The 21819-nt window shown below is 71.1% G+C and carries 21 protein-coding genes and 1 tRNA gene; 8 read left to right on the top strand and 14 right to left on the bottom strand.

The annotated features are described in order from the left end of the window. Positions 1 to 185 precede the first annotated feature (185 nt). Together rplL and rplJ are read right to left on the bottom strand one after the other, a co-directional pair. A complete protein-coding gene (rplL, locus tag QE381_RS14585) occupies positions 186 to 575 on the bottom strand; it encodes a 50S ribosomal protein L7/L12 (RefSeq protein ID WP_259606548.1) in 390 nt (129 codons plus the stop codon). 39 nt (positions 576 to 614) lie between these two features. After that, complete coding sequence (rplJ, locus tag QE381_RS14580; RefSeq protein WP_307219305.1) at positions 615 to 1130, bottom strand: 50S ribosomal protein L10; 516 nt, start codon at positions 1128 to 1130, stop codon at positions 615 to 617. 404 nt (positions 1131 to 1534) lie between these two features. On the opposite strand from rplJ, the gene QE381_RS14575 reads away from it, so the two are divergent. The 4 genes from QE381_RS14575 (at position 1535) to QE381_RS14560 (ending at position 5675) form a co-directional block, all read left to right on the top strand. Continuing rightward, positions 1535 to 2197 (top strand): YqaJ viral recombinase family protein, encoded by a 663-nt coding sequence (locus QE381_RS14575; RefSeq protein WP_307219303.1) that lies wholly within the window; start codon positions 1535 to 1537, stop codon positions 2195 to 2197. Positions 2198 to 2336: 139 nt separating this feature from the next. After that, on the top strand, positions 2337 to 4043 hold the full coding sequence (locus QE381_RS14570) for an MDR family MFS transporter (RefSeq protein ID WP_307219301.1): 1707 nt from the start codon (positions 2337 to 2339) through the stop codon (positions 4041 to 4043). Further along, positions 4040 to 4546 (top strand): MarR family winged helix-turn-helix transcriptional regulator, encoded by a 507-nt coding sequence (locus tag QE381_RS14565; protein ID WP_307219299.1) that lies wholly within the window; start codon positions 4040 to 4042, stop codon positions 4544 to 4546. Before QE381_RS14570 ends, QE381_RS14565 begins: the two co-directional genes overlap by 4 nt. Before the next feature lie 106 nt (positions 4547 to 4652). Then, on the top strand, positions 4653 to 5675 hold the full coding sequence (locus QE381_RS14560) for an NADP-dependent oxidoreductase (RefSeq protein ID WP_373426955.1): 1023 nt from the start codon (positions 4653 to 4655) through the stop codon (positions 5673 to 5675). Positions 5676 to 5737: 62 nt separating this feature from the next. Here the strand turns inward: QE381_RS14560 and rplA are convergent, their stop codons facing one another. Continuing rightward, positions 5738 to 6430: a 50S ribosomal protein L1 gene (gene rplA, locus QE381_RS14555; protein ID WP_307219297.1), complete on the bottom strand. Its 693-nt coding sequence runs from the start codon at positions 6428 to 6430 to the stop codon at positions 5738 to 5740. Between the two features lie 14 nt (positions 6431 to 6444). Beyond that, positions 6445 to 6876, bottom strand: a complete 432-nt coding sequence (gene rplK, locus QE381_RS14550; protein WP_196384053.1) for a 50S ribosomal protein L11 — start codon at positions 6874 to 6876, stop codon at positions 6445 to 6447. Between the two features lie 159 nt (positions 6877 to 7035). Here rplK and QE381_RS14545 point away from each other — a divergent pair, with 159 nt between their 5' ends. Both QE381_RS14545 and QE381_RS14540 read left to right on the top strand, forming a co-directional pair. After that, on the top strand, positions 7036 to 7884 hold the full coding sequence (locus tag QE381_RS14545; RefSeq protein WP_307219294.1) for a MerR family transcriptional regulator: 849 nt from the start codon (positions 7036 to 7038) through the stop codon (positions 7882 to 7884). Positions 7885 to 7976: 92 nt separating this feature from the next. Then, the gene (locus QE381_RS14540) at positions 7977 to 8330 is read left to right on the top strand and encodes a VOC family protein (protein ID WP_307219292.1); all 354 of its coding nucleotides are present in this window, start codon (positions 7977 to 7979) and stop codon (positions 8328 to 8330) included. A gap of 65 nt (positions 8331 to 8395) precedes the next feature. Here the strand turns inward: QE381_RS14540 and nusG are convergent, their stop codons facing one another. The 6 genes from nusG to QE381_RS14510 form a co-directional block, all read right to left on the bottom strand. Further along, positions 8396 to 9430 (bottom strand): transcription termination/antitermination protein NusG, encoded by a 1035-nt coding sequence (gene nusG / locus QE381_RS14535; RefSeq protein WP_307219290.1) that lies wholly within the window; start codon positions 9428 to 9430, stop codon positions 8396 to 8398. 35 nt (positions 9431 to 9465) lie between these two features. After that, on the bottom strand, positions 9466 to 9738 hold the full coding sequence (secE, locus tag QE381_RS14530) for a preprotein translocase subunit SecE (RefSeq protein WP_307219288.1): 273 nt from the start codon (positions 9736 to 9738) through the stop codon (positions 9466 to 9468). 45 nt (positions 9739 to 9783) lie between these two features. Then, positions 9784 to 9856, bottom strand: a tRNA-Trp gene (locus QE381_RS14525). Between the two features lie 126 nt (positions 9857 to 9982). Continuing rightward, on the bottom strand, positions 9983 to 10438 hold the full coding sequence (locus QE381_RS14520) for a hypothetical protein (protein ID WP_307219286.1): 456 nt from the start codon (positions 10436 to 10438) through the stop codon (positions 9983 to 9985). Further along, positions 10435 to 11310, bottom strand: coding sequence for a hypothetical protein (locus tag QE381_RS14515; protein WP_307219284.1), 876 nt, complete (start codon positions 11308 to 11310; stop codon positions 10435 to 10437). Before QE381_RS14515 ends, QE381_RS14520 begins: the two co-directional genes overlap by 4 nt. 21 nt (positions 11311 to 11331) lie before the next feature. Continuing rightward, positions 11332 to 11766 (bottom strand): pyridoxamine 5'-phosphate oxidase family protein, encoded by a 435-nt coding sequence (locus QE381_RS14510; protein ID WP_307219282.1) that lies wholly within the window; start codon positions 11764 to 11766, stop codon positions 11332 to 11334. A 165-nt stretch (positions 11767 to 11931) separates the two neighbouring features. On the opposite strand from QE381_RS14510, the gene QE381_RS14505 reads away from it, so the two are divergent. Next, the gene (locus QE381_RS14505) at positions 11932 to 13815 is read left to right on the top strand and encodes an HSP90 family protein (protein WP_307220545.1); all 1884 of its coding nucleotides are present in this window, start codon (positions 11932 to 11934) and stop codon (positions 13813 to 13815) included. Continuing rightward, on the top strand, positions 13812 to 16607 hold the full coding sequence (locus tag QE381_RS14500; RefSeq protein WP_307219280.1) for a hypothetical protein: 2796 nt from the start codon (positions 13812 to 13814) through the stop codon (positions 16605 to 16607). Before QE381_RS14505 ends, QE381_RS14500 begins: the two co-directional genes overlap by 4 nt. A 6-nt stretch (positions 16608 to 16613) precedes the next feature. Here the strand turns inward: QE381_RS14500 and QE381_RS14495 are convergent, their stop codons facing one another. Genes QE381_RS14495 through QE381_RS14480 form a run of 4 tightly spaced genes read right to left on the bottom strand, consistent with a single transcriptional unit; the run spans position 16614 to position 21792 of the window. Further along, positions 16614 to 17978 carry an NAD-dependent succinate-semialdehyde dehydrogenase gene (locus tag QE381_RS14495; protein ID WP_307219277.1) on the bottom strand — a complete coding sequence of 455 codons (1365 nt, stop codon included), beginning with the start codon at positions 17976 to 17978 and terminating at the stop codon, positions 16614 to 16616. Between the two features lie 30 nt (positions 17979 to 18008). After that, entirely contained in the window at positions 18009 to 19559 is a 1551-nt protein-coding gene (locus tag QE381_RS14490; RefSeq protein WP_307219275.1) for an APC family permease, read from the bottom strand. After that, positions 19556 to 20437: a universal stress protein gene (locus tag QE381_RS14485; RefSeq protein WP_307219273.1), complete on the bottom strand. Its 882-nt coding sequence runs from the start codon at positions 20435 to 20437 to the stop codon at positions 19556 to 19558. The genes QE381_RS14490 and QE381_RS14485 overlap by 4 nt, the downstream gene beginning before the upstream one ends. Then, positions 20434 to 21792: an NAD(P)/FAD-dependent oxidoreductase gene (locus QE381_RS14480; protein WP_307219271.1), complete on the bottom strand. Its 1359-nt coding sequence runs from the start codon at positions 21790 to 21792 to the stop codon at positions 20434 to 20436. The genes QE381_RS14485 and QE381_RS14480 overlap by 4 nt, the downstream gene beginning before the upstream one ends. Between the last annotated feature and the right edge of the window lie 27 nt (positions 21793 to 21819).

Below are 21819 nucleotides of genomic sequence, written 5' to 3'. Positions count from 1 at the left end.
CGTCGAGGCTACGAGTCGAACCGTGACGGTTTCGGGTCACAACGGAACACGCAGGTAAACAACAGAGGAGAGTTCTCTCATCTTTTCGGCAGGCCGAAATATCGTCGTCGACACCGCACCGGGAGACGCACGAAGCCCCCGGATGCACACGGCATCCGGGGGCTTCGTGAAGAAGGAACGAGTCCTTACTTGAGGGTGACGGTCGCGCCGGCCTCTTCCAGAGCGGCCTTGGCCTTCTCGGCGGTCTCCTTGTTGGCGCCCTCGAGGACGGCCTTGGGGGCACCGTCGACGACGGCCTTGGCCTCGCCGAGGCCGAGCGAGGTGAGCTCGCGGACGACCTTGATGACCTGGATCTTCTTGTCGCCGGCGGCCTCGAGGACGACGTCGAAGGAGTCCTTCTCCTCGGCCTCTTCGGCGGGGGCGCCACCGGCGGGGGCGCCGGCAGCGGCGACCGCGACGGGCGCGGCGGCGGTGACGTCGAAGGTCTCCTCGAACGCCTTGACGAACTCGCTGAGCTCGATGAGCGTGAGCTCCTTGAACGCGTCGAGCAGCTCCTCAGTGCTGAGCTTTGCCATGTTTTTCTCCTTGTTCGGGGTTGTTCAGCCGGGCCTGACTCAGGCCGCGGACTCCTGCTTCTCGCGCAGCGCGTCGACCGTGCGAACGGCCTTCGACGGAAGCGCAGTGAAGACGTATGCCGCCTTGGTCATCGTCGCCTTCATCGCACCGGCGAGCTTCGCCAGCAGGACTTCACGGCTCTCGAGATCGGCGAGCTTGTTGACCTCTGCAGCGGTCAGGGGGGCACCGTCGAAGTACCCGCCCTTGATGACCAGCAGAGGGTTAGCCTTGGCGAAGGCACGCAGGCCCTTGGCGACGGCGACCGGGTCACCGTGCACGAAGGCGATGGCGGACGGGCCCTTGAGCTCGTCATCCAGGCCCGAGACCCCCGCGTTTGCCGCGGCGATCTTGGTCAGCGTGTTCTTCACCACGGCGTACTCCGCGTCCTGACGGATGCTGTTGCGCAGCTCCTTGAGCTGTGCAACCGTCAGACCGCGGTACTCGGTCAGCAGAACGGCGGTCGAGTCCTCGAAGTTCTTCGTGAGCTCGGCGACCGATGCATCCTTCTGCGCCATGGCCACTCCTTGTGTGTACGAGGCGCTCCGCGGTGGCGGAGCGCCGGCCTGGACCGCTGCATCGAGAGCTCGGCACCCATGACAAAAGCTCCGGCGCAAGCGCACGGAGCTTCAAGTCCGGAATCCCGGAGAATCGTTCGTGACACCTGCGCGGGCCCCTGCTGAGCAGAGCTTCGATCGACCTGCGCTTTCACGCATGACGATGACCAGCGGTCTTCGGCTTCGTACACTGTACCCCATGACGTCCGCTCCGCCGAATCGTCCGAGGTTCGGAGGATGCCGGCGCATCGCCGGTCGTGATCGCGGCCAAGGCGCGGGGGCTCGTGCTCTTCGCGGGAGGGGCGGTGCCGCTCGCGGGGTGTCGCAGGAACGCCGCGGCGCGACGCCGGGTTAGCCTCGAAGGCATGACTCCGGAGGCCTTCGCCCGCATCGCCCCGGACCTCGCCGCACGCATCGTCGCGGACTCCCGCGACCGCGTCGGCTGGCTCCGCGCCCGCTCGCGCGGCATCACGGCGACCGACGTCGCCCAGCTCACGAGCCCCGCGGCCATCGCCCGCGCCGCGGACGCCAAGCTCGGCGCCGGCCGCGGCTTCTCCGGCAACGCCTACACCGACCACGGACGCCGCCGCGAGCCGGCCATCGCCGCGTGGGTCGCGGCGACCCACGGCATCCATCCCTCCAGCGCGCTCTTCCACGCCGAGATCGAGAAGCGCCACCTGGCCACCCCGGACGGCATCGCGGTCGACGCCGAGGGCCGCGTCACGCTCGCCGAGATCAAGACCACCAACAAGGCGTGGCGGTCCATCCCGCGCGGCTACCTGCGGCAGGTCTGGTGGCAGCAGCACGTGCTCGGCGCGGAGCGCACGCTCGTGACCTGGGAGCAGCACGACGGCTTCGTCCCGGTGGACGACGAGCCCCGGTGCGCCTGGGTCGATCGCGACGAGAGCGAGATCGCCCGCCTGGTCGCTCTCGCGACAGCCCTCATCGACGAGCTCCACCGGCGCACCCGCCCGCCGCGCGTCGCCATGGACCGCGACGCCTTCCGCGCCCTCGCGCTCGCCGACTGATCCTCGGCGCCGCGCACCGCCCCGCGGCGCCGTCGCGTCGCACGCCTCCGCAGCCACCGGGCGATAGTTGACGTATCGCAACCTTCGGGTTTATGGTTGACACGTCTCAACATTTGACGTCCGTCAACCAAGGATCTCCATGACTCTCCCCTCCCCCACTCTCGGCGACACGGCGAGAACGCCGCGTCGCGTCCTCGAGGCGCTCTCCGGACTCCTGCTCGGCATGTTCGTGTCGATGCTCGCCTCGACCGTCGTGTCGACCTCGCTCCCCGTCATCATCCATGACCTCCAGGGCGGCCAGAGCGCCTACACCTGGGTCGTCACCGCGACGCTGCTCACCACCGCGATCTCGACGCCGATCTGGGGAAAGCTCGCCGACCTCTTCAACCGCAAGGTCCTCTTCCAGCTGGCGATCGTGATCTTCGTGCTCGCGACCGCCGCGGCCGGCTTCTCCCAGACGCCCGAGATGCTGATCGGCTTCCGCGCGGTGCAGGGGCTCGGCGCGGGCGGGCTGGCGGCCCTGAGCCAGGTGCTCATGGCCGACATCATCAGCCCCCGCGAGCGCGGCCGCTACATGGGCCTGTTCGGTGCTGTGATGGCCGTCGCGACCGTCGGCGGACCGCTCCTGGGCGGTGTCATCACGGACGCCTGGGGATGGCGCTGGAACTTCTACGTCGCGCTCCCCTTCGCGGTCGCGGCCCTCCTGATCGTGCAGCGCACCCTCACGCTCCCCGCGCACCCCCGGCGCAAGGTCTCGATCGACTACACCGGGATCGTGCTGCTGTCGGCCGCGGTCTCGCTGCTGCTCATCTGGATCACGCTCGCCGGAGACTCCTTCGACTGGTGGAGCGCGCCGACCGCATGGATGGTGGGCGGCGCGGTCGTGGCGACCGTCCTGTTCGTGCTCGTCGAGCTGCGCGCGAAAGAGCCGCTCATCCCGCTCTCGCTCTTCCGCAACCGCACCTTCACGCTCGCGGTCATCGCCTCGCTCGCGACGGGGATCGCGATGTTCGGCGCCTCGATCTACCTCAGCCAGTACATGCAGCTCGCACGCGGAGCGACCCCGACCGAGGCCGGTCTCATGACGATCCCGATGATCGCGGGCCTGCTCGTGTGCTCCGTCGTCGGCGGCGCCCTCATCACCCGGTTCGGCCACTGGAAGCCCTTCCTCGTCGTCGGCGCCGTGCTCATGATCGCCGGCGCCTCCCTGCTCGCGACGATCCACTACGACACGGACTTCGCGCTCGTCTCGCTCTACATGTTCCTGCTCGGTGCGGGCGTGGGCCTCACGATGCAGAACCTGGTCCTGGTCGTGCAGAACACCTCCCAGCCGACCGAGATCGGCGTCGCGAGCTCGGGCGTGACCTTCTTCCGCAGCCTCGGCGGCACGGTCGGCGTCGCCGTCATGGGTGCAGCCGTCGCCTCACGCGTGACCGGCCTCGTCTCCGACCGGACGGGCGACATCCGCGCGGCTCTGGCGACCCTCGGCGATCAGGCGCAGACCTGGGCGACGGCGCTGCAGTCGGGCTCGCTGCCCCAGGTGTCCGCCATGCCGCAGGCGCTGCGGGTCGTGTTCGAGGACATCTATGCGAACGGCATCTCGCACTCGTTCTTGATCGCGGTTCCGTTCGCTATCCTGAGCCTTGGCGCCATCCTGTTCCTCCCGAACAAGCCGCTCACCCGAATGACAACGAGCGAGCGGATCGCCGCCAGCGAGGCCGACCTCGCCACGGTGTCGGTTCCCGAGGCCATGGACACGCTCGCCACCGCCGGTGGCGTCCGCCTCCCGGACGATGCGAAGGATGCGGAGGAGCCCCCCACCACTTCACACGATCGGAAGCGATGACCCAGCCCGCCGCGGACCGCCCCGACCAGACCCGCGAACGGGCGGTCCGCGACCTCGAGGAAGCCTTCGCCGAGCTCATGCGGGAGTTCCGGAGCATCTACGCGCAGGCCGCGACGACCGCCGCGCCGGGCATGCTCCCCGGCACCTTCAAGACCCTCATCGTCATCGCACGGCAGGGACCGCTCACGCAGTCGGTGCTCGCCGAGCGGATCGCGGCCGACAAGGGGCTCGTCAGCCGGCAGGTCACCGAGCTCGAGGGCCTCGGCATGATCGCCCGCACCGCGGATCCCACCGACGGCCGCGTGCGGCTGATCGAGATCACGGAGTACGGCCGCGATCGGGTGCGGACGGCGCTGGACCCGTACCAGTCGATGCTGCTCGGCGCGCTGAAGGACTGGCCGCTCGTCTCGATCGAGCGTCTGACGAGCCTCATCCACGCCCTCGCCGCCGGCGTCGCTCCCCACGCCGACGACGTCTTCGAGTCCCCGCAGCGCGACGCATAGCGTCTTTCCCTCGTCTCGGCGGCGTAACACCGCCGAGACAATCCCGCGCTTGACTGGTGATCCCGGCACGCGCGGCGAGCCCCAACGGCACGTGGAAGGAGCATCGATGCGATCCCGACCCCTGGTGCACGATGCATCCGGCCCGAGCGCCGCGACGGCGCCGCCCCTCAGCATGCGGGCGGCCGTGGTCGACGGCCCCGGCCCCGCCGACGCACTGCGGCTGGCCGAGCTGCCCGTGCCGGAGCCCGTTCTCGGCGAGCTGCTCGTGCGCGTCGTCGCCGCCGGCGTGAACCCGATCGATGCGAAGACGCGGGCCGGCGCCGGCGTCTCCGGGCAGCTGGGCGGGACGCCCGCCGCCCTCGGGTACGACTTCAGCGGCGTCGTCGTCGCAGCGCCCTACGAGACCCACCCGCTGCAGCCGGGGACCGAGGTGTTCGGGATGGTGCCCTTCCCGCGCACCGGCGGCACCTACGCGGAGTACGCGGTCGTGCCCTCGCAGTCGGTGAGCCGCAAGCCGTCGCTCCTGTCGCACGTCGAGGCGGCGGGCGTGCCGCTCGCGGCGCTCACGGCGTGGGGCGTCGTGGTCGAGATCGCACACGCGCACGAGGGCCAGCGCATCCTCATCCACGCCGGCGCCGGCGGGGTGGGACACTTCGCCGTGCAGCTGGCGGCCTACTTCGGCGCCCACGTCACGGTCACGGGCTCGGCACGCAACGCGGCGTGGCTGCGGGAGCTCGGCGCCGCCCGCGTCATCGACTACACGAGCGAGCGGTTCGAGGACGTGGTGAGCGACCTGGATGTCGTGATCGACCTCGTCGGCAACGCGCACGACGACACCGGCACCCGCTCCCTTCAGGTCCTGCGCCCCGGCGGTCTCTATGTCATCGTGCCCACGGGGGCGTACCCGGGATACGCGGACGCTGCGGCCGCAGCCGGCGTGCGTGCGACCTCGTACAAGGTGATCCCCGACGGGGACGTGCTCGCGACCCTCGGCCGGCTGTTCGACTCGCGGTCGATCCAGGTGTACGTGGACCAGGTGTTCGGACTGGATGCGGCGGCCGCAGCGCACGCCGCGATCGAGAGCGGCCACACGCGCGGCAAGATCGTGCTCCAGGTGAGCGAGGACTGACCGGCGCAGACCCGAAGGGGCACCCGCCGGATGTCGGCGGGTGCCCCTTCGTGTGCGTCGGGTCAGGCGAGCGCGTTGACGTCCAGCGGGATGCCGGGGCCGAACGTGGTCGACACGGCACCCTTCTGGATGTAGCGCCCCTTCGAGCTCGACGGCTTGAGCCGGACGATCTCGTCGATCGCGGTGGTGAGGTTCTCGTTGAGCTGCTCGGCCGTGAACGAGGCCTTGCCGACGACGAAGTGCACGTTGGCGTGCTTGTCGACGCGGAACTCGATCTTGCCGCCCTTGATCTCCTCCACGGCCTTCGCCGGGTTGGGGGTCACGGTGCCGGTCTTGGGGTTCGGCATCAGGCCGCGGGGACCCAGCACCTTGCCGAGCCGGCCGACCTGTCCCATGAGCTCGGGGGTCGAGACGGCGGCGTCGAAGGACGTGTAGCCCCCGGCGACCTTCTCGATGAGCTCGGCGCCGCCGACCTCATCGGCGCCCGCCGCGATCGCCGCCTCGGCCGCGGGGCCGGTCGCGAACACGATGACGCGGGCGGTCTTGCCCGTGCCGTGCGGGAGGATGACGGTGCCGCGCACCATCTGGTCCGCCTTGCGGGGGTCGACGGAGAGCTTGAGCGCGACCTCGACGGTCGAGTCGAACTTCTTCGAGCCGGTCTCCTTGGCGAGGGCGACGGCCTCGCTCGTGGAGTAGAACGTGTCGCGGTCGATCTTCGCCGCGGCGGCCTCGTAGGCCTTGGACTTGGTAGCCATAGTCGTTATCCCCCTCAGTCCTCGACCGTGATGCCCATGGAACGGGCGGTGCCGGCGATGATCAGCGAGGCGGCCTCGATGTCATTGGCGTTCAGGTCGGGCATCTTCGTCTCGGCGATCTGACGCACCTGGTCCTTGGTGAGCTTGGCCACCTTGGTCGTGTGCGGGGTCGGCGAGCCCTTGGCGACGCCGGCGGCCTTCTTGATGAGCTCGGCGGCCGGCGGGGTCTTCAGGATGAACGTGAAGCTGCGGTCCTCGTAGACGGTGATCTCCACGGGGATGACGTTGCCGCGCTGCGACTCGGTCGCGGCGTTGTACGCCTTGCAGAACTCCATGATGTTGACGCCATGCTGACCGAGCGCGGGGCCGATCGGCGGCGCCGGGTTGGCGGCACCGGCGTTGATCTGAAGCTTGATCAGGCCGGTCACCTTCTTCTTCGGTGCCATTCTTCTTCCTTCTGTCGAGCGCACGTCCGACGGGACGGTGCGCGCTTCCACGCATCCGGCGGACCCGGATCGTGGTGGGACGTCGCGCAACACGTGCGCAACCTGTCAAGGATACCCCATCAGTCCTCCCACCGGGAGGGCTCGGCCAGACTGGACGGCATGGACGACGGCATCCGGGCACCGCTCATGAACATCGGCGACTTCTCTCGGTACTCGGGGCTGAGCGTCCGGATGCTGCGCCACTACGCGGATCGGGGCGTTCTCGTGCCGGCCGAGCGCGACGGGAGCAGCGGGTACCGCCGCTACTCGCCCGCGCAGCTGCGCGAGGCCGCGCGGGTACGGCTGCTGCGGGATGCCGGGTGCGGCATCCCCGTCATCGCCGAGCTGCTGCCGCTGTTCGCGGAGCCCGACGCGCTCCGGGGACGGCTGCGGGAACACCTCGATGAGCTCCGCGCGCAGGCCCGTCGGATCGCGGATCAGCAGGCTCTCGCGAGCCGCCTGCTCGGCGAGCTCGACGCGCGTGCGGGGCATCCGGAGGTCGTCGAGCGACTCTTCCCCGCCGTGCGCGTGCTGCTGCTGCGCCGCACCGTCGCGGACTACCCGGCGGAGGGAAAGCTGTGGGACGGCTTCCGACAGCCCGCAGCCGCGCTCACGGCACACGATCCCGGGGTCTTCGGCGACACCGTAGGGGCGACCTACTACGACGACGAGTATCGGGATGCCGACGTGGAGATGGCGATCTGGCGCGAGTACCGCGGCCGTACCGCGCCGGAAGGCGGCTACGAGATCGTCGAACTGCCCGCTCAGCACGTGGCCACCGTGACCCATCGCGGCAGCTTCGAGACCATCAGCGAGGCGACCGCCGCCGTCGGCACGTGGATCGCCGATCGGAAGCGTGTCCGCACGGGCCCGATCTTCACCGTGTACGTCTACGGGCCCGGACGCGATCCGGACCCCGCGACCTGGATCACGGAGGTCAACGTGCCGATCGCGCCCTCCGCCGTTTGACTCTCACACTGCTTGACTCTCACACTGTGGCAGGCCCGAGGCTCGCAGCAACCGGCCAGGAGGCCGGCCACCCCGCGAGAGAGGACCCGACGATGACCGACCACGTGACCTACTTCGAGATCGGCACGACAGACCCCGGCGCTGCGCAGGCCTTCTACGGCGCGACGTTCGGGTGGGCCTTCGGCCCGATCACACCGGGCGGCTATCGCATGATCGCCGGCGCCGGCAACGGCGGCGGACTGTGGGACTCCACCGATGTCGGCGGCGAGGGGTGGGCCGTCTTCTACGTCGAGGTGGACGACATCCACGCGAAGATCGCACAGGCGTCCGCGAACGGCGCGGACACCGTGATCCCGCTCGTCGACAACGGCGCCATCCTGTTCACGCACCTGCGCGATCCGCTCGGCAACCGTTTCGGGCTCTGGCAGCGCAAGACGGCCGACTGATCCGCCTCATACGAGAGAGGGGGCGGATGCCTGCGCATCCGCCCCCTCTCCCATGAGTGCCGTGGCTAGAGCTTGGTGACCTGGTCGAAGGACAGCTCGACCGGGGTCTCGCGCTCGAAGAGGGAGACGAGGACCGTGAGCTTGCCGCTCTCCGGCTTGATCTCGCTGATCGTCCCGGGAAGACCCGCGAACGAGCCCTCCTTGATCGTGATGGTCTCGCCGATCTCGTAGTCGACCTCGGCGGGGATGACGCGCGCGGCGGCCGGCGCGCCCTTGGCGGCTCCGCCCTTGGCGGGCGCGGGCTCGGCGACCTGGACGAGGGACTTCAGCATGTTGAAGGCCTCTTCGAAGCGCAGCGGAGTCGGGTTGTGGGCGTTGCCGACGAACCCGGTGACGCCCGGCGTGTGCCGCACGACCGACCAGGTGTCCTCGTTCAGCTCCATGCGCACGAGCACGTAGCCGGGGATCCGGACGCGCGTGACCATCTTGCGCTGCCCGTTCTTGATCTCGACGACGTCCTCCATCGGGACCTCGATCTGGTAGATGTCCTCCTCGACCTCGAGCGTCGACTTGCGCTGCTCGATGTTGGCCTTCACCTTGCGCTCGAAACCGGCGTAGGAGTGGATGACGTACCACTTGCCGGGCAGCTCGCGCAGCTCGGCACGGAAGGCCTCGTAGGGGTCGAGGTCGTCCTCGGCGGCGTCCTCGACGAAGTCCTCGTCGAGGACGGGCTCGTCCGGCTCGCCGTTCACATCGGGGCCGTCGTAGGGCGTGACGTCGTCGGCGAGCGCGGCGCCGCGCTCGGACTCCTCCTCGGCGAGCGCGTCGGTGAGGACCTCGGCGGCGGCCTCGGCCTCGCTGGTCTCGTCGATCTCGAGTGCGTCGTTCACGATGGCGTCCGCCTCCGGGTCGTCAATCTCGATGTCCTCGTCGTCACCGAGGTCGTCTTCCTCGCCCTCGATGTGGACGGCAAGGTGCTCGGCGGGCTCGGAGTCGCGCTCCTGGGCGGCGAGGATCTCGCCCTCCTGCGCCTCGTCGTCCTCGCTGGACTGCTCGGCCGCAGTGGCCCAGTCGACGTCGTCGCGGTACTTCTCAGACACTCGTTACTCTCTCGTTCCTGCGGCGGGTGCCGCCCTCAGGCGGCGCCGACGGGCGTTCCGAACACGACCGTCGTCAGCCAGACGAACAGGGTGTCGAGCCCGTAGACGACAGCCATCATCACGAGCACGAAGCCCAGAACGACCGCGGTGAACTTCAGAAGTTCCTTGCGGGTCGGCGTGACGACCTTGCGGAGTTCGGCGAAGACCTGACGGATGAAGACGACGATGCGCACGAAGAAGTTCGGCTTCTTCTCGCGCGTGCCGCCGCCTGCTGCGACGACTTCGCCCTTCGAGGCGTCCTGGATCATGAACCCACCTGAATCACTTGTGGTGTGCCAGCATGCGCTGACGCGCAGGGCGGACAGGAATCGAACCTGCAACCTGCGGTTTTGGAGACCGCTGCTCTGCCAATTGAGCTACCGCCCTAGGGGGCCTTTCGACCCCGAAGACCGCACTCCAGCCATGAACCTGATGGGGGGATGCCCTTCGGGCACGGCAAAAGAATGCAGACTTCAACTGCATGTCCAGTGTAGGGCATGGTCCACGAGGTGGCTAACCGGCGGCGAGGCACGGTGTGAACACGGCGATCGCGATGACCGGCCCGTCGGCGGTCACCGTGGCGACGGTGCCGTCCTCGTCGGTCCACGCCGACTGCCGAGGCTCGGGCGCGCGGATGGTGTCCCAGCGACCGGGGTCGAGCCGGGCGGCGACGGCGTCCACGACGAGGGACGCGTCGGCGTCGGCCGCCTCGACCGCCAGGGTGCCGCGCGCGGTGTAGACCCGCTGCACGCTGCCCTCGGGACGGGCGCAGGCCAGCTCCGAGGGGTCGTCGACCTCGAGCGTGCGCAGCACGGCGGTGTCGACGCGGCCGGCGGCGGCGACGAGATCGTCGAAGACCGCGGATGCGGCCTCCTCCGCCGCGCGGGGATCGCGGGGCGCGCAGGCGGCCAGCCCCGCCACGAGGACCAGGAGCGCGCCGCCGACGGCGAGACGACGAGCCGCGTTCACGGCCGGATCACCTCGCTCACCTCGTACGCCGCGGCGACGGGCGGCGTCGTCACGGCGCCGAGAGCCACGAGCCGATCCGGCAGCCAGCCCTCGTACCAGTCGTCGACGTCGCACGGGGACGACGAGTCCTCGTAGTCCTCGCGGGGGATCCCATGGACGAAGACGGCGCGGCAGCTGGCATCGCTCTCGATGTCGTGGGCGTAGTCGTCGTGGAAGATGCCGGCTCGCGCGGCACGGACGAAGACCGGGTAGTAATGCTCGTACTGGTACCAGTGCATCGCCTCGTGCACGAAGACCGACCTCACGAGCGACTCCGCGCCCGGGTCCCACGCGAGGAAGAGACGATTGCGGTAGTCGGAGTCGTAGCATCCACCGGCCGCGTACGACCACCCCTCGTCCCCGCCCGCGTTGTAGCCGCAGTTGCCCGGTCCCGCATCGAAGACGAGCTGCACCGCGGTGGCACCGATCGAGTCGAGGAACGCACGGCCGGTCGGGTCGTCGCCGGGCATGCTCTGGCCGCCCGGGTTCGCGACGCCCGCAGGCGGCACGTCGTCGCGCGCCCGCCACGCGGCCACCTCGGCCTCGTCGGCGTCCCAGGCGGCGACGTCGGCGCGATAGGCAGCGCGCTGGCTCGCGATGCGCTGCGCCGTCTCGCCCTCGCCGGCGATCGCCGCGGCGATCGCGCGTTCCTGCGCGGGACTCACGGCGCGCGAGGACAAGGCGGCCTCGCGCGCGCCGAGCACGAGGGCCAGGCCGGCGCCGGCGACCGCGAGCGAGACCACGAGTCCCGCGAACGAGACGAACCACGGCCACACCGGCGGGCGACGCGATGTCGTCGAGGCCTCGAGCACCGGCGCTTCATTGAGGGGCATGAGCCCGAGGATAACGCCCCGTCAGCTGCTCTCGACGCCGTAGCGGTCGGGCTCCGGCCCGCGGAGGAACGCCCGGCCGGAGACCGCGTCGGGTGTGATCCGCACATACGTGTACTTCAGGGTCGGGATCCACGGCCGCAGCGGCAGCTCATCCGCGGCCTCGACCGCGTCGGAGGTGTCGAGGCGTTCGGCGGCGCCGCGCACGACGACGCTCCACGCGTCATCGTCGGTGTGGTCGTCGACCTCGAACAGCACGTCGTCGTTCGCGGTCAGCTCGAACAGCTTGCTGCCCTCCGCCGTGCGGAACACGATCGTGCGCTCGTCGACGACGTAGTTGACGGGGAAGATGTCGATCACCGCCCCGACGCGCGTCACGATCCGACCGAGCTCCTGCGAGGCGAGGCGCTCCCAACACTCCCGATCGTCGAGGCGGCTGACCGCATCCGTGGTGTCCATGGCTCCATCCTGCACCCGGTCCCCGCGCCGGTGCGCGGCGATTCTCAGAGTTACCCACAGATCCCCGCACGCGCCCGTTCGTGCCGGCGACGCCTGGCTAGCCTGGGAGGACCCGATCCCGACGCGCCTCCCCCGGCGCGCGCCGGACGAGCCCGAGGAGCGACACTGGACCAGGACACGGCGGCGCATCAGTTCCAGGTCGATCTCCGCGGGGTGATCGACCTGCTCAGCCGGCACATCTACTCGGGGCCCCGGGTCTATCTGCGCGAGCTCCTGCAGAACGCGGTCGACGCCATCGCGGCACGCGTGCAGCTCGACGGCCGCGGCGGCCGCGTCCGGATCACCCCGGTGAGCGCCGCGTCGGCCGAGTTCGTGATCCGCGACGACGGCGTGGGACTCACCGAGGCGGAGGTCGCCGATCTCCTGGCCACGGTGGGACGCAGCTCGAAGCGCGACGTCCTCGATCTGCCGCGCAGCGACTTCCTCGGGCAGTTCGGGATCGGCATGCTCTCGTGCTTCATGGTGTGCGACACCATCGTGATCCGTTCGCGCAGCGCCGCGGGCGGCGACGCCGTCGAGTGGACCGGGCACGCGGACGGCACGTTCACGGTCGGCGCGTGCGCGGACGAGATCCCGGTGGGCACGAGCGTTCACCTCGCGCCGCGCGCCGACACGCTCTCGCTCGTGAGCACGCCGACGGTCCTCGACCTGGCCGAGACGTTCGGTGCCTACCTGCCCGTGTCGATCGTGGTGGACCTGCCCGGCGGCGGAGAGACCCCGATCACCGGCCCCGCCCCCTTCCTCGCGGACGACGCCGAGACACGGCTGCGGTACGGACGCGAGCTGATCGGCGCCGAGCCCTTCGACGCGATCCGGCTGTCGGTCCCCGCCACGCAGACCCGCGGGACCGCGTACGTGCTCCCCTTCGCTCCCCCGCCGGCGGCGCGGCAGAGCACCCGGGTGTACCTGCGCGGCATGCTGCTCACCGAGCGGGCCGACGACATCCTGCCCGACTGGGCGTTCTTCGCCCGCGCCGTGATCGACGCCGGCGGCCTGCACCCGACGGCGAGCCGGGAGTCGCTCGTCGACGACGACGCGCTCGAGCAGACGCGGCGCGAGCTCGGCGACGGCGTGCGGCGCTGGATCCTGGACCTGGCGCTGCACGAGCCCGCCCGGCTGGCGCAGTTCGTCGCGATCCACGAGCTCGCGCTCAAGTCGCTCGTGCGCCACGACGACGAGCTGGCGCGGTTCATCGTGCGCTGGCTGTCGGTCGAGACGACGCACGGGCGGCTGCGCATCGACGACCTGGTGCACCGCTTCCCGCACGTGCGCTACGCCGAGACGGTGGACGAGTTCCGTCAGGTGGCCAGCGTGATCGACGCGGGAACCGTGCTCGTCGACGGCGGGTACGTGTACGACGCCGAGCTTGTCCGGATGCTCCCCGATCTCTTCGACGAGGTCACGGTCGAGCGCGTCGACGTGGTGGGAGAGCTCGACCGGCTCGACCTGCCGCCCCTGGACGACAGGGATGCGGCGCTGTCGCTCGAACGGCGAGCGCATCTGGCGCTGCCCGAGGTCGAGGTCCTGGTGCGCTCCTTCGCCCGCACCGAGCTGCCCGGGCTCTTCGTCGCCGACCCGGATGTTCTGCGCGCCCTCGACCGCGGACGCGCGCGCAGCGCCGGAGGGGCGCTGTGGGGCGGCGTGCTCGACCGTGCCGCGGCCGCGGCGCCGCGTTCGGGGGGCGCCGCCGCAGCGCGCCTGTGCCTCAACTGGTCGAACGCCCTCGTGCGGCGCCTCGCCGCGGCGGAGGGCGGGCGCGTGTTCGACGCGAGCGTGCGAGTGCTCTACGTGCAGTCGCTGCTCGCCGGCCATCATCCGCTGGGCCCGGGCGACCGGGCGGTGCTGACGAGCTCGCTGTCCGAGCTGCTCGACCGCGCCCTGGGCGCCGGAGCGTCCGAGGATCCCCATCCCCACAGGGGAGACAGGGGAGAACACGACCCCCACGGCTCACAGCACGACCCCCGCAGGAACGACGAAGGACCGTCATGACGAGCTATCCCACCCGCCTCCGGACACTGTTCGACCAGATCGACACCACCCCCTGGGGGCCCGCGGAGCGCGCCCTGGTGGCGCAGGCGGTCGCGCTCGCGCAGGAGAGCGGCGACGAGCGGCTCGAGTACGAGGCCCGCATGCGCCAGACGGCGAGCGCGAACATGACCGGCGACACGGATCTGATGCTCACCTCGTTCGCCTGGTGCCTCGCTCACCACGACACCGACCCCACCCGTTTCCCGGCGGTCGTCGATCCCGCGGGCGACCTGATGTGGCAGTTCAAGTGGATGGCGGGCGCGTTGCGCGACTCGCCCGAGTTCGCCTCGGAGCAGATCGCCGCCGTGCTCGACGACATGGAGGAGCACTACCGCCGCGCGGGGATCGGGCCGAGCGGTGTGCTGATGGCGCGGTTCGAGGACGCGTGGTCCGCGGGTCGCATCGCGGAGGCGACGGCGCTGCAGGAGCGGCTGGCGGCGACGCCGCGCGACGATTACAGCCACTGCGACGCATGCGTGCGCAGCAACGTCGCGGCGTTCTTCGCCGAGACCGGCCGCGAAGAGGCGGCCATGGGGCTCGTCCAGGAGATGCTCGAGGGAGGGTTCTCGTGCGGTGAGGAGCCCGAACGGGCGCTCGGCCGCATCCTGCTGCCCTATCTCCGCGCCGGCCGGCTCGACGAGGCCCGGACGGCGCACCTGCGCAGCTACCGGCTCGCGCGCGAGAATCCCGCCAACCTCGCGATCATCGCCGACAACGTGGTCTTCTGCGCGGTCACGGGCAACGAGGCCCGCGCGCTCGCGCTCGTCGAGAGGCACCTGCCCTGGCTCGTCCACGACGGGCTGGATGCCGCAGCCCACGAGACCGCGCTGGCCTCGTTCGCGATCGCCCTCGACGCCGTCGCGGTCGCCGGCCACCCCGATGCCCCCGTCCGCGGGTCGGATGCCGAGGACCTGGCAACCGTGTTCGGGCCGCACGAGGGCCCGTGGCGCGCCGCCGAGCTGGCCCGGCGCGCCTGGGACGAAGCCGAGCGCATCGCGGCCAGGTTCGACGCCCGCAACGGCACGGACGCCCACGCGGGCGCACTCCTCCGGCTGCGCGAGAGCGCCGCGGTCCGCTACGACGTGCCCATCCGCTCGCACGAGTTCGGGGCATCGCCCGTCGCCGCGCCCGCGCAGACGCCCCGCGAGCGCATCGAGCGCGCGCTCGCCCTCGCCAGCGCGGCCTCGGTCGCAGCCATCCCCGCCATCGAGGCGGCGCTGCCGGACGCCACGGACGAGGAGGCGGTCACGCTGAGCTCGCACCTCGTCGCAGCCCTCGTCTCCGCCGACCGGATCGAGGATGCGACCACGGCGCTGGCCGAGCGCCTGCGCGTCCTGCGCCGTGCGGGGCACGACGCGCAAGCCGATCTCGAGCAGCGACGGGGCCTCGTGCTGTTCGGCGCCGAGCTGGAGGCCTCGCTCCCGCTCCTGCGCGCCGACCTCGACGAGCTCGGCGAGCGCCATGACGAGGTACGTGCCGACCTGCTGCTCACGCTGGCGATGGGACTGCTGTGGTCGGGCGCGCACGGGGAGGCGGCCATCTGCGCACACCGCGCCGCTGCGCTGTTCGCGGGGTGCGGCGACCTCCGACGATCGCACGGGGCGCAGCTGCTGGAGGTCGACGCCCTCGCGGCCGGTGGGGAGCTCGAGCAGGCGCGCGAGGCGGCCGAGGCGCTGATCGCGCTCGAGGGACTCGACGACGGACGCCGGGCTCGTGCGCTGGCGACCCGCGCCCAGCTGCGCGGCGGAGCGGAGGAGTACGAGGCGGGGGCGGCCGACGCCGACGAGTCGACGCGTCTGCTGCTCGCGATCGGCGCGGACGACCGCACGGTCGCCGACGCGTTCTTCCTCGCCGGCGCGCTCCATGAGGACGCCGGCGAGCCGGCCGCGGCCGTCAGCCGCTACCGCGTCGCGGCGGAGCGTCGAGAGGCCGCCGGTCTCGGCTCGATCGAGCTGCGCTATCGCCTGGGCCGGGCGATGCTGTCGAGCGGGCTCTCCCAGGAGGCCGTCGACGTGCTGGACGAGGTGCTCAGGGACGAGAGCGAGGCCTCGGTCGAGCCCGCCTCGCTGGCCGTGACGGCGGGGCTGCTGGCCCGCGCGTACGCGGCCTCCGGCGACATCGGCACCGCGATCGGGGCGTGGGGCTACGCGGCAGAGCTGCAGGAGGAGGCGGGCGAGGCCGCCGGCCGCGCCTTCGCGCTCGTGGAGCGCGGAAGACTGCTGGGCCGCGTCGGTGCGGTCGATGAGGCACTCGAGTCCTTCGCCGAGGCCGCGGGTCTCGTCCGCGGCGACGACGAGCAGGTGGGTCTGCTCGCCGAGGCTCTGCACCTGCTCGCCCAGGCCCACCAGCAGCGCGGCGACGATGAGGCGTTCACGGTGCTCGACGAGGCCCTGACACTCGGCCGTGCGCACGAGGCCGACTGGTTCGTCGCCGACGTCCTCGACACCCGTGCGCGCCTGCTCGTCTCCCGCGACCGTGTCGAGGAGGCGGTGGCGTGCGCGTTGCAGGCCTCCGACGGCTTCGCCGCCACGGGAGACCTCGGGGGCGCGGCGAGCGCGGAGCTGGTCGCGGCGCGCGCACTGCGCGACGCGGGCCGTGAGGCGGATGCGGTCGCCCTCTACCGCGCCGCGTGGGAGCACGCCGCAGACGTCGCCGAGCTCCAGCATGCCGCCGCCCTGGAGCTCGGCGACGTGCTGGAGCAGCTGGGACGCCACGGGGAGGCCGCCGACATCCGCGCGACCCTCCCCGCGTGACGGCGCTCAGCCGGCGACGCGGATGAGCTTCTTGTTGACGAACTCGTCCGCTGCCAGCAGCCCCATCTCGCGGCCGGTGCCGCTGCGCTTCACTCCGCCGAACGGGAGCTCGGGCGAGTCGGCCAGCACGCAGTTGACGTAGACCATGCCGGCGTCGATCCGGTCGGCGACGCGCTCGGCCTGCGCCGGGTCGGTCGTGAAGATGTAGGAGCCGAGCCCGAAGCCGGTGTCGTTGGCGAGCGCGACCGCCTCGTCCTCGTCGCTGACCCGGTACACGACCCCGACCGGCCCGAAGAACTCCTCGCGGTAGGCGTCCATCGCGGGCGTCACCCCGGTGAGCACGGTGCCGGGGAAGAAGGCGCCGTCCCGCGTGCCGCCGGTGACCAGCTGCGCGCCCTGCGCCACGGCACGATCGACCTGCTCCTGCAGCCGCTCCGCGGCGGCGAGCGAGGAGAGCGGACCGAGCACGGTGTCCTCGGCCATCGGGTCTCCCACGACGGCGGCGGCCATGGCGGCCGTGAACTTCTCCAGGAAGGCGTCGTAGAGCCCGTCGATCACGACGAAGCGCTTCGCCGCGTTGCAGGACTGCCCGACGTTGTCCAGTCGTGCGTCGACGGCCGCCTGGACCGCGGCGTCGAGGTCATCCGTGGAGAAGAGCAGGAAGGGGTCCGAGCCGCCCAGCTCGAGGGCGACCTTCTTGAGGTGGCGTCCGGCGATCTCCGCGACGGCTGCGCCCGCGCGCTCCGAGCCCGTGACCGACACGCCCTGCACCCGGGGGTCCGCGATGACGGTGGCGGCCTGGTCGTTGGTGGCGTAGAGGTTCAGGTAGGCGCCCGCGGGAAGCCCGGCATCCCGGTAGATCTCCTCGATCGCGGCTGACGACTCGGGGCACTGCGGAGCGTGCTTGAGGAGGATCGTGTTCCCGAGCACGAGATTCGGCGCCGCGAAGCGCGCCACCTGGTAGTAGGGGAAGTTCCACGGCATGATCCCGAGCAGCACCCCGAGCGGGGCCCGACGGATGACCGCGGTGCCTTCGCCGAGGATGTCGAGAGGGGCGTCGCGCGTGATCTCCTCGGCGTGGTCGGCGTAGAACTCCGTGATGTCGGCGGCGAAGTCGACCTCCCCGTACGCGGCCGAGAGCGGCTTGCCCATCTCGCGCACGATGATCTCCGCCAGCCGGTCCCGGCGCTCACGGTGGAGCTCGGCCGCGCGCCGCACGATGGCGGCGCGCTCCGGCACCGGCACGGTCCGCCAGTGGCCGAAGGCGGCGTCCGCCTCGGCGATCTTCTGCGCGAGCTCCTGGTCGGTGAGGGTGGGGTAGGCGGCCAGTCGGCGGCCGTTCGCCGGGTTGACGACGGCGTAATCGCTCATGGGTGTCTCCGATCGTTCTCGAACATGCGGTCAGCGGCGGGCCCGGCGCAGGCTGGGCGGGGCATCCAGGGACAGCGTCTCTCCCCGGAAGAAGGCGGGACGCCGGATGGACTGCCAGATCATGATCACGATACCGAGCAGGATGATCACGACGCCGAGCACGAACACCAGCCCGACCCCGAGGACGTCCGTGCCGCTGCCGTACGCGGGGTCCATGCTGTCCACGAGCGTGGTCACGAACAGCACCGCGAGGATCGCGCCGCCCACGAGCGGGAACAGGAAGGTGAACAAGACGTTGCGCACCGAGTCGAACCACTGCTTGCGGAAGTACCAGACGCACGCGAACGCCGTGAGGCCGTAGTAGAAGCAGATCATCATGCCGAGGGTCAGGATCGTGTCCTGCAGCACGTCCTTGCTCAGGAAGCGCATGACGGCGTAGAACACGGCGGTCACGATCGCCGAGGCGAGCGTCGCGTAGCCGGGGGTGAAGAACCTCGGGTTGACGCGGCCGTAGGCGGGCGGCAGCGCCCCGTAGTGCCCCATCGCGAGCAGCGTGCGGGCGGGCGAGACGAACGTCGACTGCAGGGATGCGGCGGAGCTGGTGAGCACGGCGAGCGAGACGAGGAACGCGAGCGGCCCGAGGATCGGCCCCGACAGGTAGAAGAACACGTTCGACTGGATGTCGGGGTTGCCCAGACCGAGCTCGCCGTCGCCGACGCCGGCGAACATGATCAGCGCGATGCCGAGCATGAGGTAGAGCAGCACGATCGTCACGACCGTGATGGTCGCCGCCCGCCCGGGCGTCTTGTCGGGGTCCTTCGTCTCCTCGTTCATCGTCAGGGTGACATCCCATCCCCAGAAGATGAAGATCGAGAGCGAGAGGCCGGCCGCGAACGCGCTGAAGGAGCTCACCGCGAACGGGTTGAACCAGTTCCCGTCGAACGGGGTCGGGTCGAACGCGTCGCCGTCGACGGCGTGGAAGATCGCGACGGCCGCGAAGAGGACGAGCACGATCAGCTGGAAGCCGACGAGGACGTACTGGAGCTTCTGGGTCGTCTGCACGTCCCGGTAGGAGACGAAGGTCGCGGCGGCCACGAAGGCGAGGCACACCGCCACGTTCACGATCGGGATGCCGGTGATGTCGGCGAGTCCGGCGTTGCCGGTGATCTGAGCCAGGAGCAGGAAGAGGAAGTCCACCGCGATGCCGGCGAGGTTGGAGAGCACGATGATGGTGGCGGCGATGAGACCCCATCCGGCCATCCAGCCGATCCACGGGCCGAACGCCCGCGTCGCCCAGGTGAAGGACGTGCCCGAGTCGGGCATGCGGTTGTTGAGCTCGCGGTAGCCGAAGGCCACCAGCAGCATCGGGATGAAGCCCACGAGGATGACGGCGGGCACCTGGGTGCTGACCGCGGACGCCGTGGGGCCGACCGCAGCCGTGAACGTGTAGGCCGGGGCGACGCAGGAGATGCCGATCACGACGGCGCCGATCAGCCCCACCGTCCCGGCCGACAGGCCCTTCCGGGACAGCCCGCCGGTGACCGGATCGGACGCCGGGACCGACCGCTCGGGAGCGCTCATCGCCCCTCCCCCTCTCCCCCGCGCGTGCGCGGGACGACGATCATGGGGACCGGGAGCACGTGCAGCATCTTGGACGCGGTGGACCCGAGGAAGAGCCGCCGCGGCTGGGCGAGCCGGCTCGAGCCGACCATCGCGACCTCCCCCGGCTCCCACACGAGCGCCTCGACGGCCTCCTCGATGCCGGCTCCCGTCCCCACGACGGCGTCGGCGTCGACGCCCGCCGGCAGCGCGGCGCTCGCCTGGGCGAGCACCGCGTCCGCGTGCGCGGCGCCGGCGAGCCGGATCACCCCCGTGTCGACACCGGAGGGCATGTCGACGGTCGCGAGCGAGACGAGCCGGAGCGGCACCCGCGCGGCACCCGCGAGGGCGACCGCCTCCTCCAGGAGGACGTCGCCGCCCGGGCGGGTGCCGATCGCCGCCGTCACGCGGTCGATGCCGGGGCCGACGTGCAGGTCACGGCTTCCCGCGGGGGCGAGCGCGACGGGGACGTCGGAGAAGTGCACGAGCTCGGAGGCGACGGTGCCGATGCGGTGGCGGCCGCGGAGCCCGCCGTCGGCGCCGATGACGATCATCCCCGCGCCGAGCTCCGCCGCGGCGGCGACGAGTCCCTCGGCGGCGGACTCGGCGTGACGCAGGTGCGCGAGCGGGGTGAGATCGGCCGGGACGGTGGCCGCGGCATCCCGCAGCCATCCCTCGGCCGTGTCCCGCACGAGCCGGTCGTAGGAGGCGTCCGGCGGCACGATGACGCTGCGCTCCTCGGAGGGCAGGACCAGCACGAGGTGCAGGGGCGCCCCGGTCGCGCGGGCGAGGCGGACACCCAGCGCGAGCGCGTCGGCGCCGGCCTCCGTCGCGGTGTACGCGACGAGGACGGGGCTCATGACCCCAGGCCGTCCGCGATCTGGGAGGCGACCAGGTGGCCCATGCGGATGGCGCCGTCCACGTGCTGGTAGCCGGCGCCGGCCATGTCGCTGCACGCGAAGTGGATGGGCCCGACCGCCGAGCGGAGGTCTGCGCCGTAGCGGTGCAGACCGCCGAGGTCGAAGCTCGCGGCATACGCGCCGCGCGTCCACTCCTCCGACCCCCAGTCGCTCTCGTAGTAGACGACGGGGTCCTTCGCCTCGGGCCCGTAGTAGTGGCTGAGGGACTCGAGGATGCGCTCCTTGCGCTCCTCGGCGCTCAGCCGGAACAGGTCGTCCGCGGTGCGGTCGGAGACGAAGCCGACGAGGGTCCCCCGTTCGTCGCCGTGGTTGGTGTTGTCGTACGCCTCGTGGGAGAGCTCGTACGGGCTGAAGGCGGTGCCCGACAGGCCCTGCTCACGCCAGAACGGGCGGTCGTACACGGCGTGCACCTTGATCACGAAGCCCATCGACAGGTGCTGGTGCAGCTGGTGCTGCAGACGCGGCAGCGGCGGGACGAACCCGATGCGCTGGTAGAGCACGGGCGCGGCGGCGAGGATGACGCGCCGCGCCCGCACCGTCATCGACTCCGCGTGCACCGTGACGGCGTCCTCGCTCCACTCGAGCGTGCGGACGGGCTGGTCCAGGAACACGTCGTCCCCGAGTCGCTCGGCCAGGAGGATGGGGACCTGCTGGAGTCCGCCGACGACCCGCTTGTCGAGGATGAAGTCGGCATCGACCAGGTTCGAGTAGGACCCCGCGCTCGCCGCCATGAGCAGCGACTGCAGCAGCGAGAACGAGTGCGTGGGCTTGGTGAGCATGGCCGAGCCGGTCGCGAACGCGAGGTTGCGCACGGCCTCGTCGTCGTCGGTCTGCTGCCGCAGCCAGGCGTCCCACGAGACGGTGTCCCACTCGGCGGCCTTCTCGTGCGCCCAGGGACGGTCGGGGTCGATCTCGGCGACCATGGCGTCCAGCCGCTCGGTGACCTCGGCGATCACCTGCGCGGTCGAGGCGGCGACGGGGAACATCTCGCCCGTGAAGCGGCGGGCGACCCCGTCCGGTCCGACGTAGACGCTGTCCCCGTCGCGGTAGCGACTGAACGTCTCGAGTCCGAGCTCCGCGATCGTGTCGATCAGCGCGTGCTGGTCCGGCGAGACCCACTGGCCGCCGATCTCGAGCATGGCGCCCTCGATCGTGTCGGTCCACAGGCGGCCGCCGACGCGGTCGCGGGCCTCGAGCACGGCGACCGACAGGCCTCGTGCGCGCAGGTCGTTCGCGGCGGTGAGACCGGCGGCGCCCGCGCCGACGATGACGACGTCTCTGGTGATCTCGGTCATGCTGACTCCTTCGTCCGGTGTCGTTCT

The sequence above is a fragment of the Microbacterium sp. SORGH_AS_0888 genome (assembly GCF_030818905.1).
GTDB lineage: Bacteria > Actinomycetota > Actinomycetes > Actinomycetales > Microbacteriaceae > Microbacterium.
This window is presented reverse-complemented; position numbering and strand designations above follow the sequence as displayed.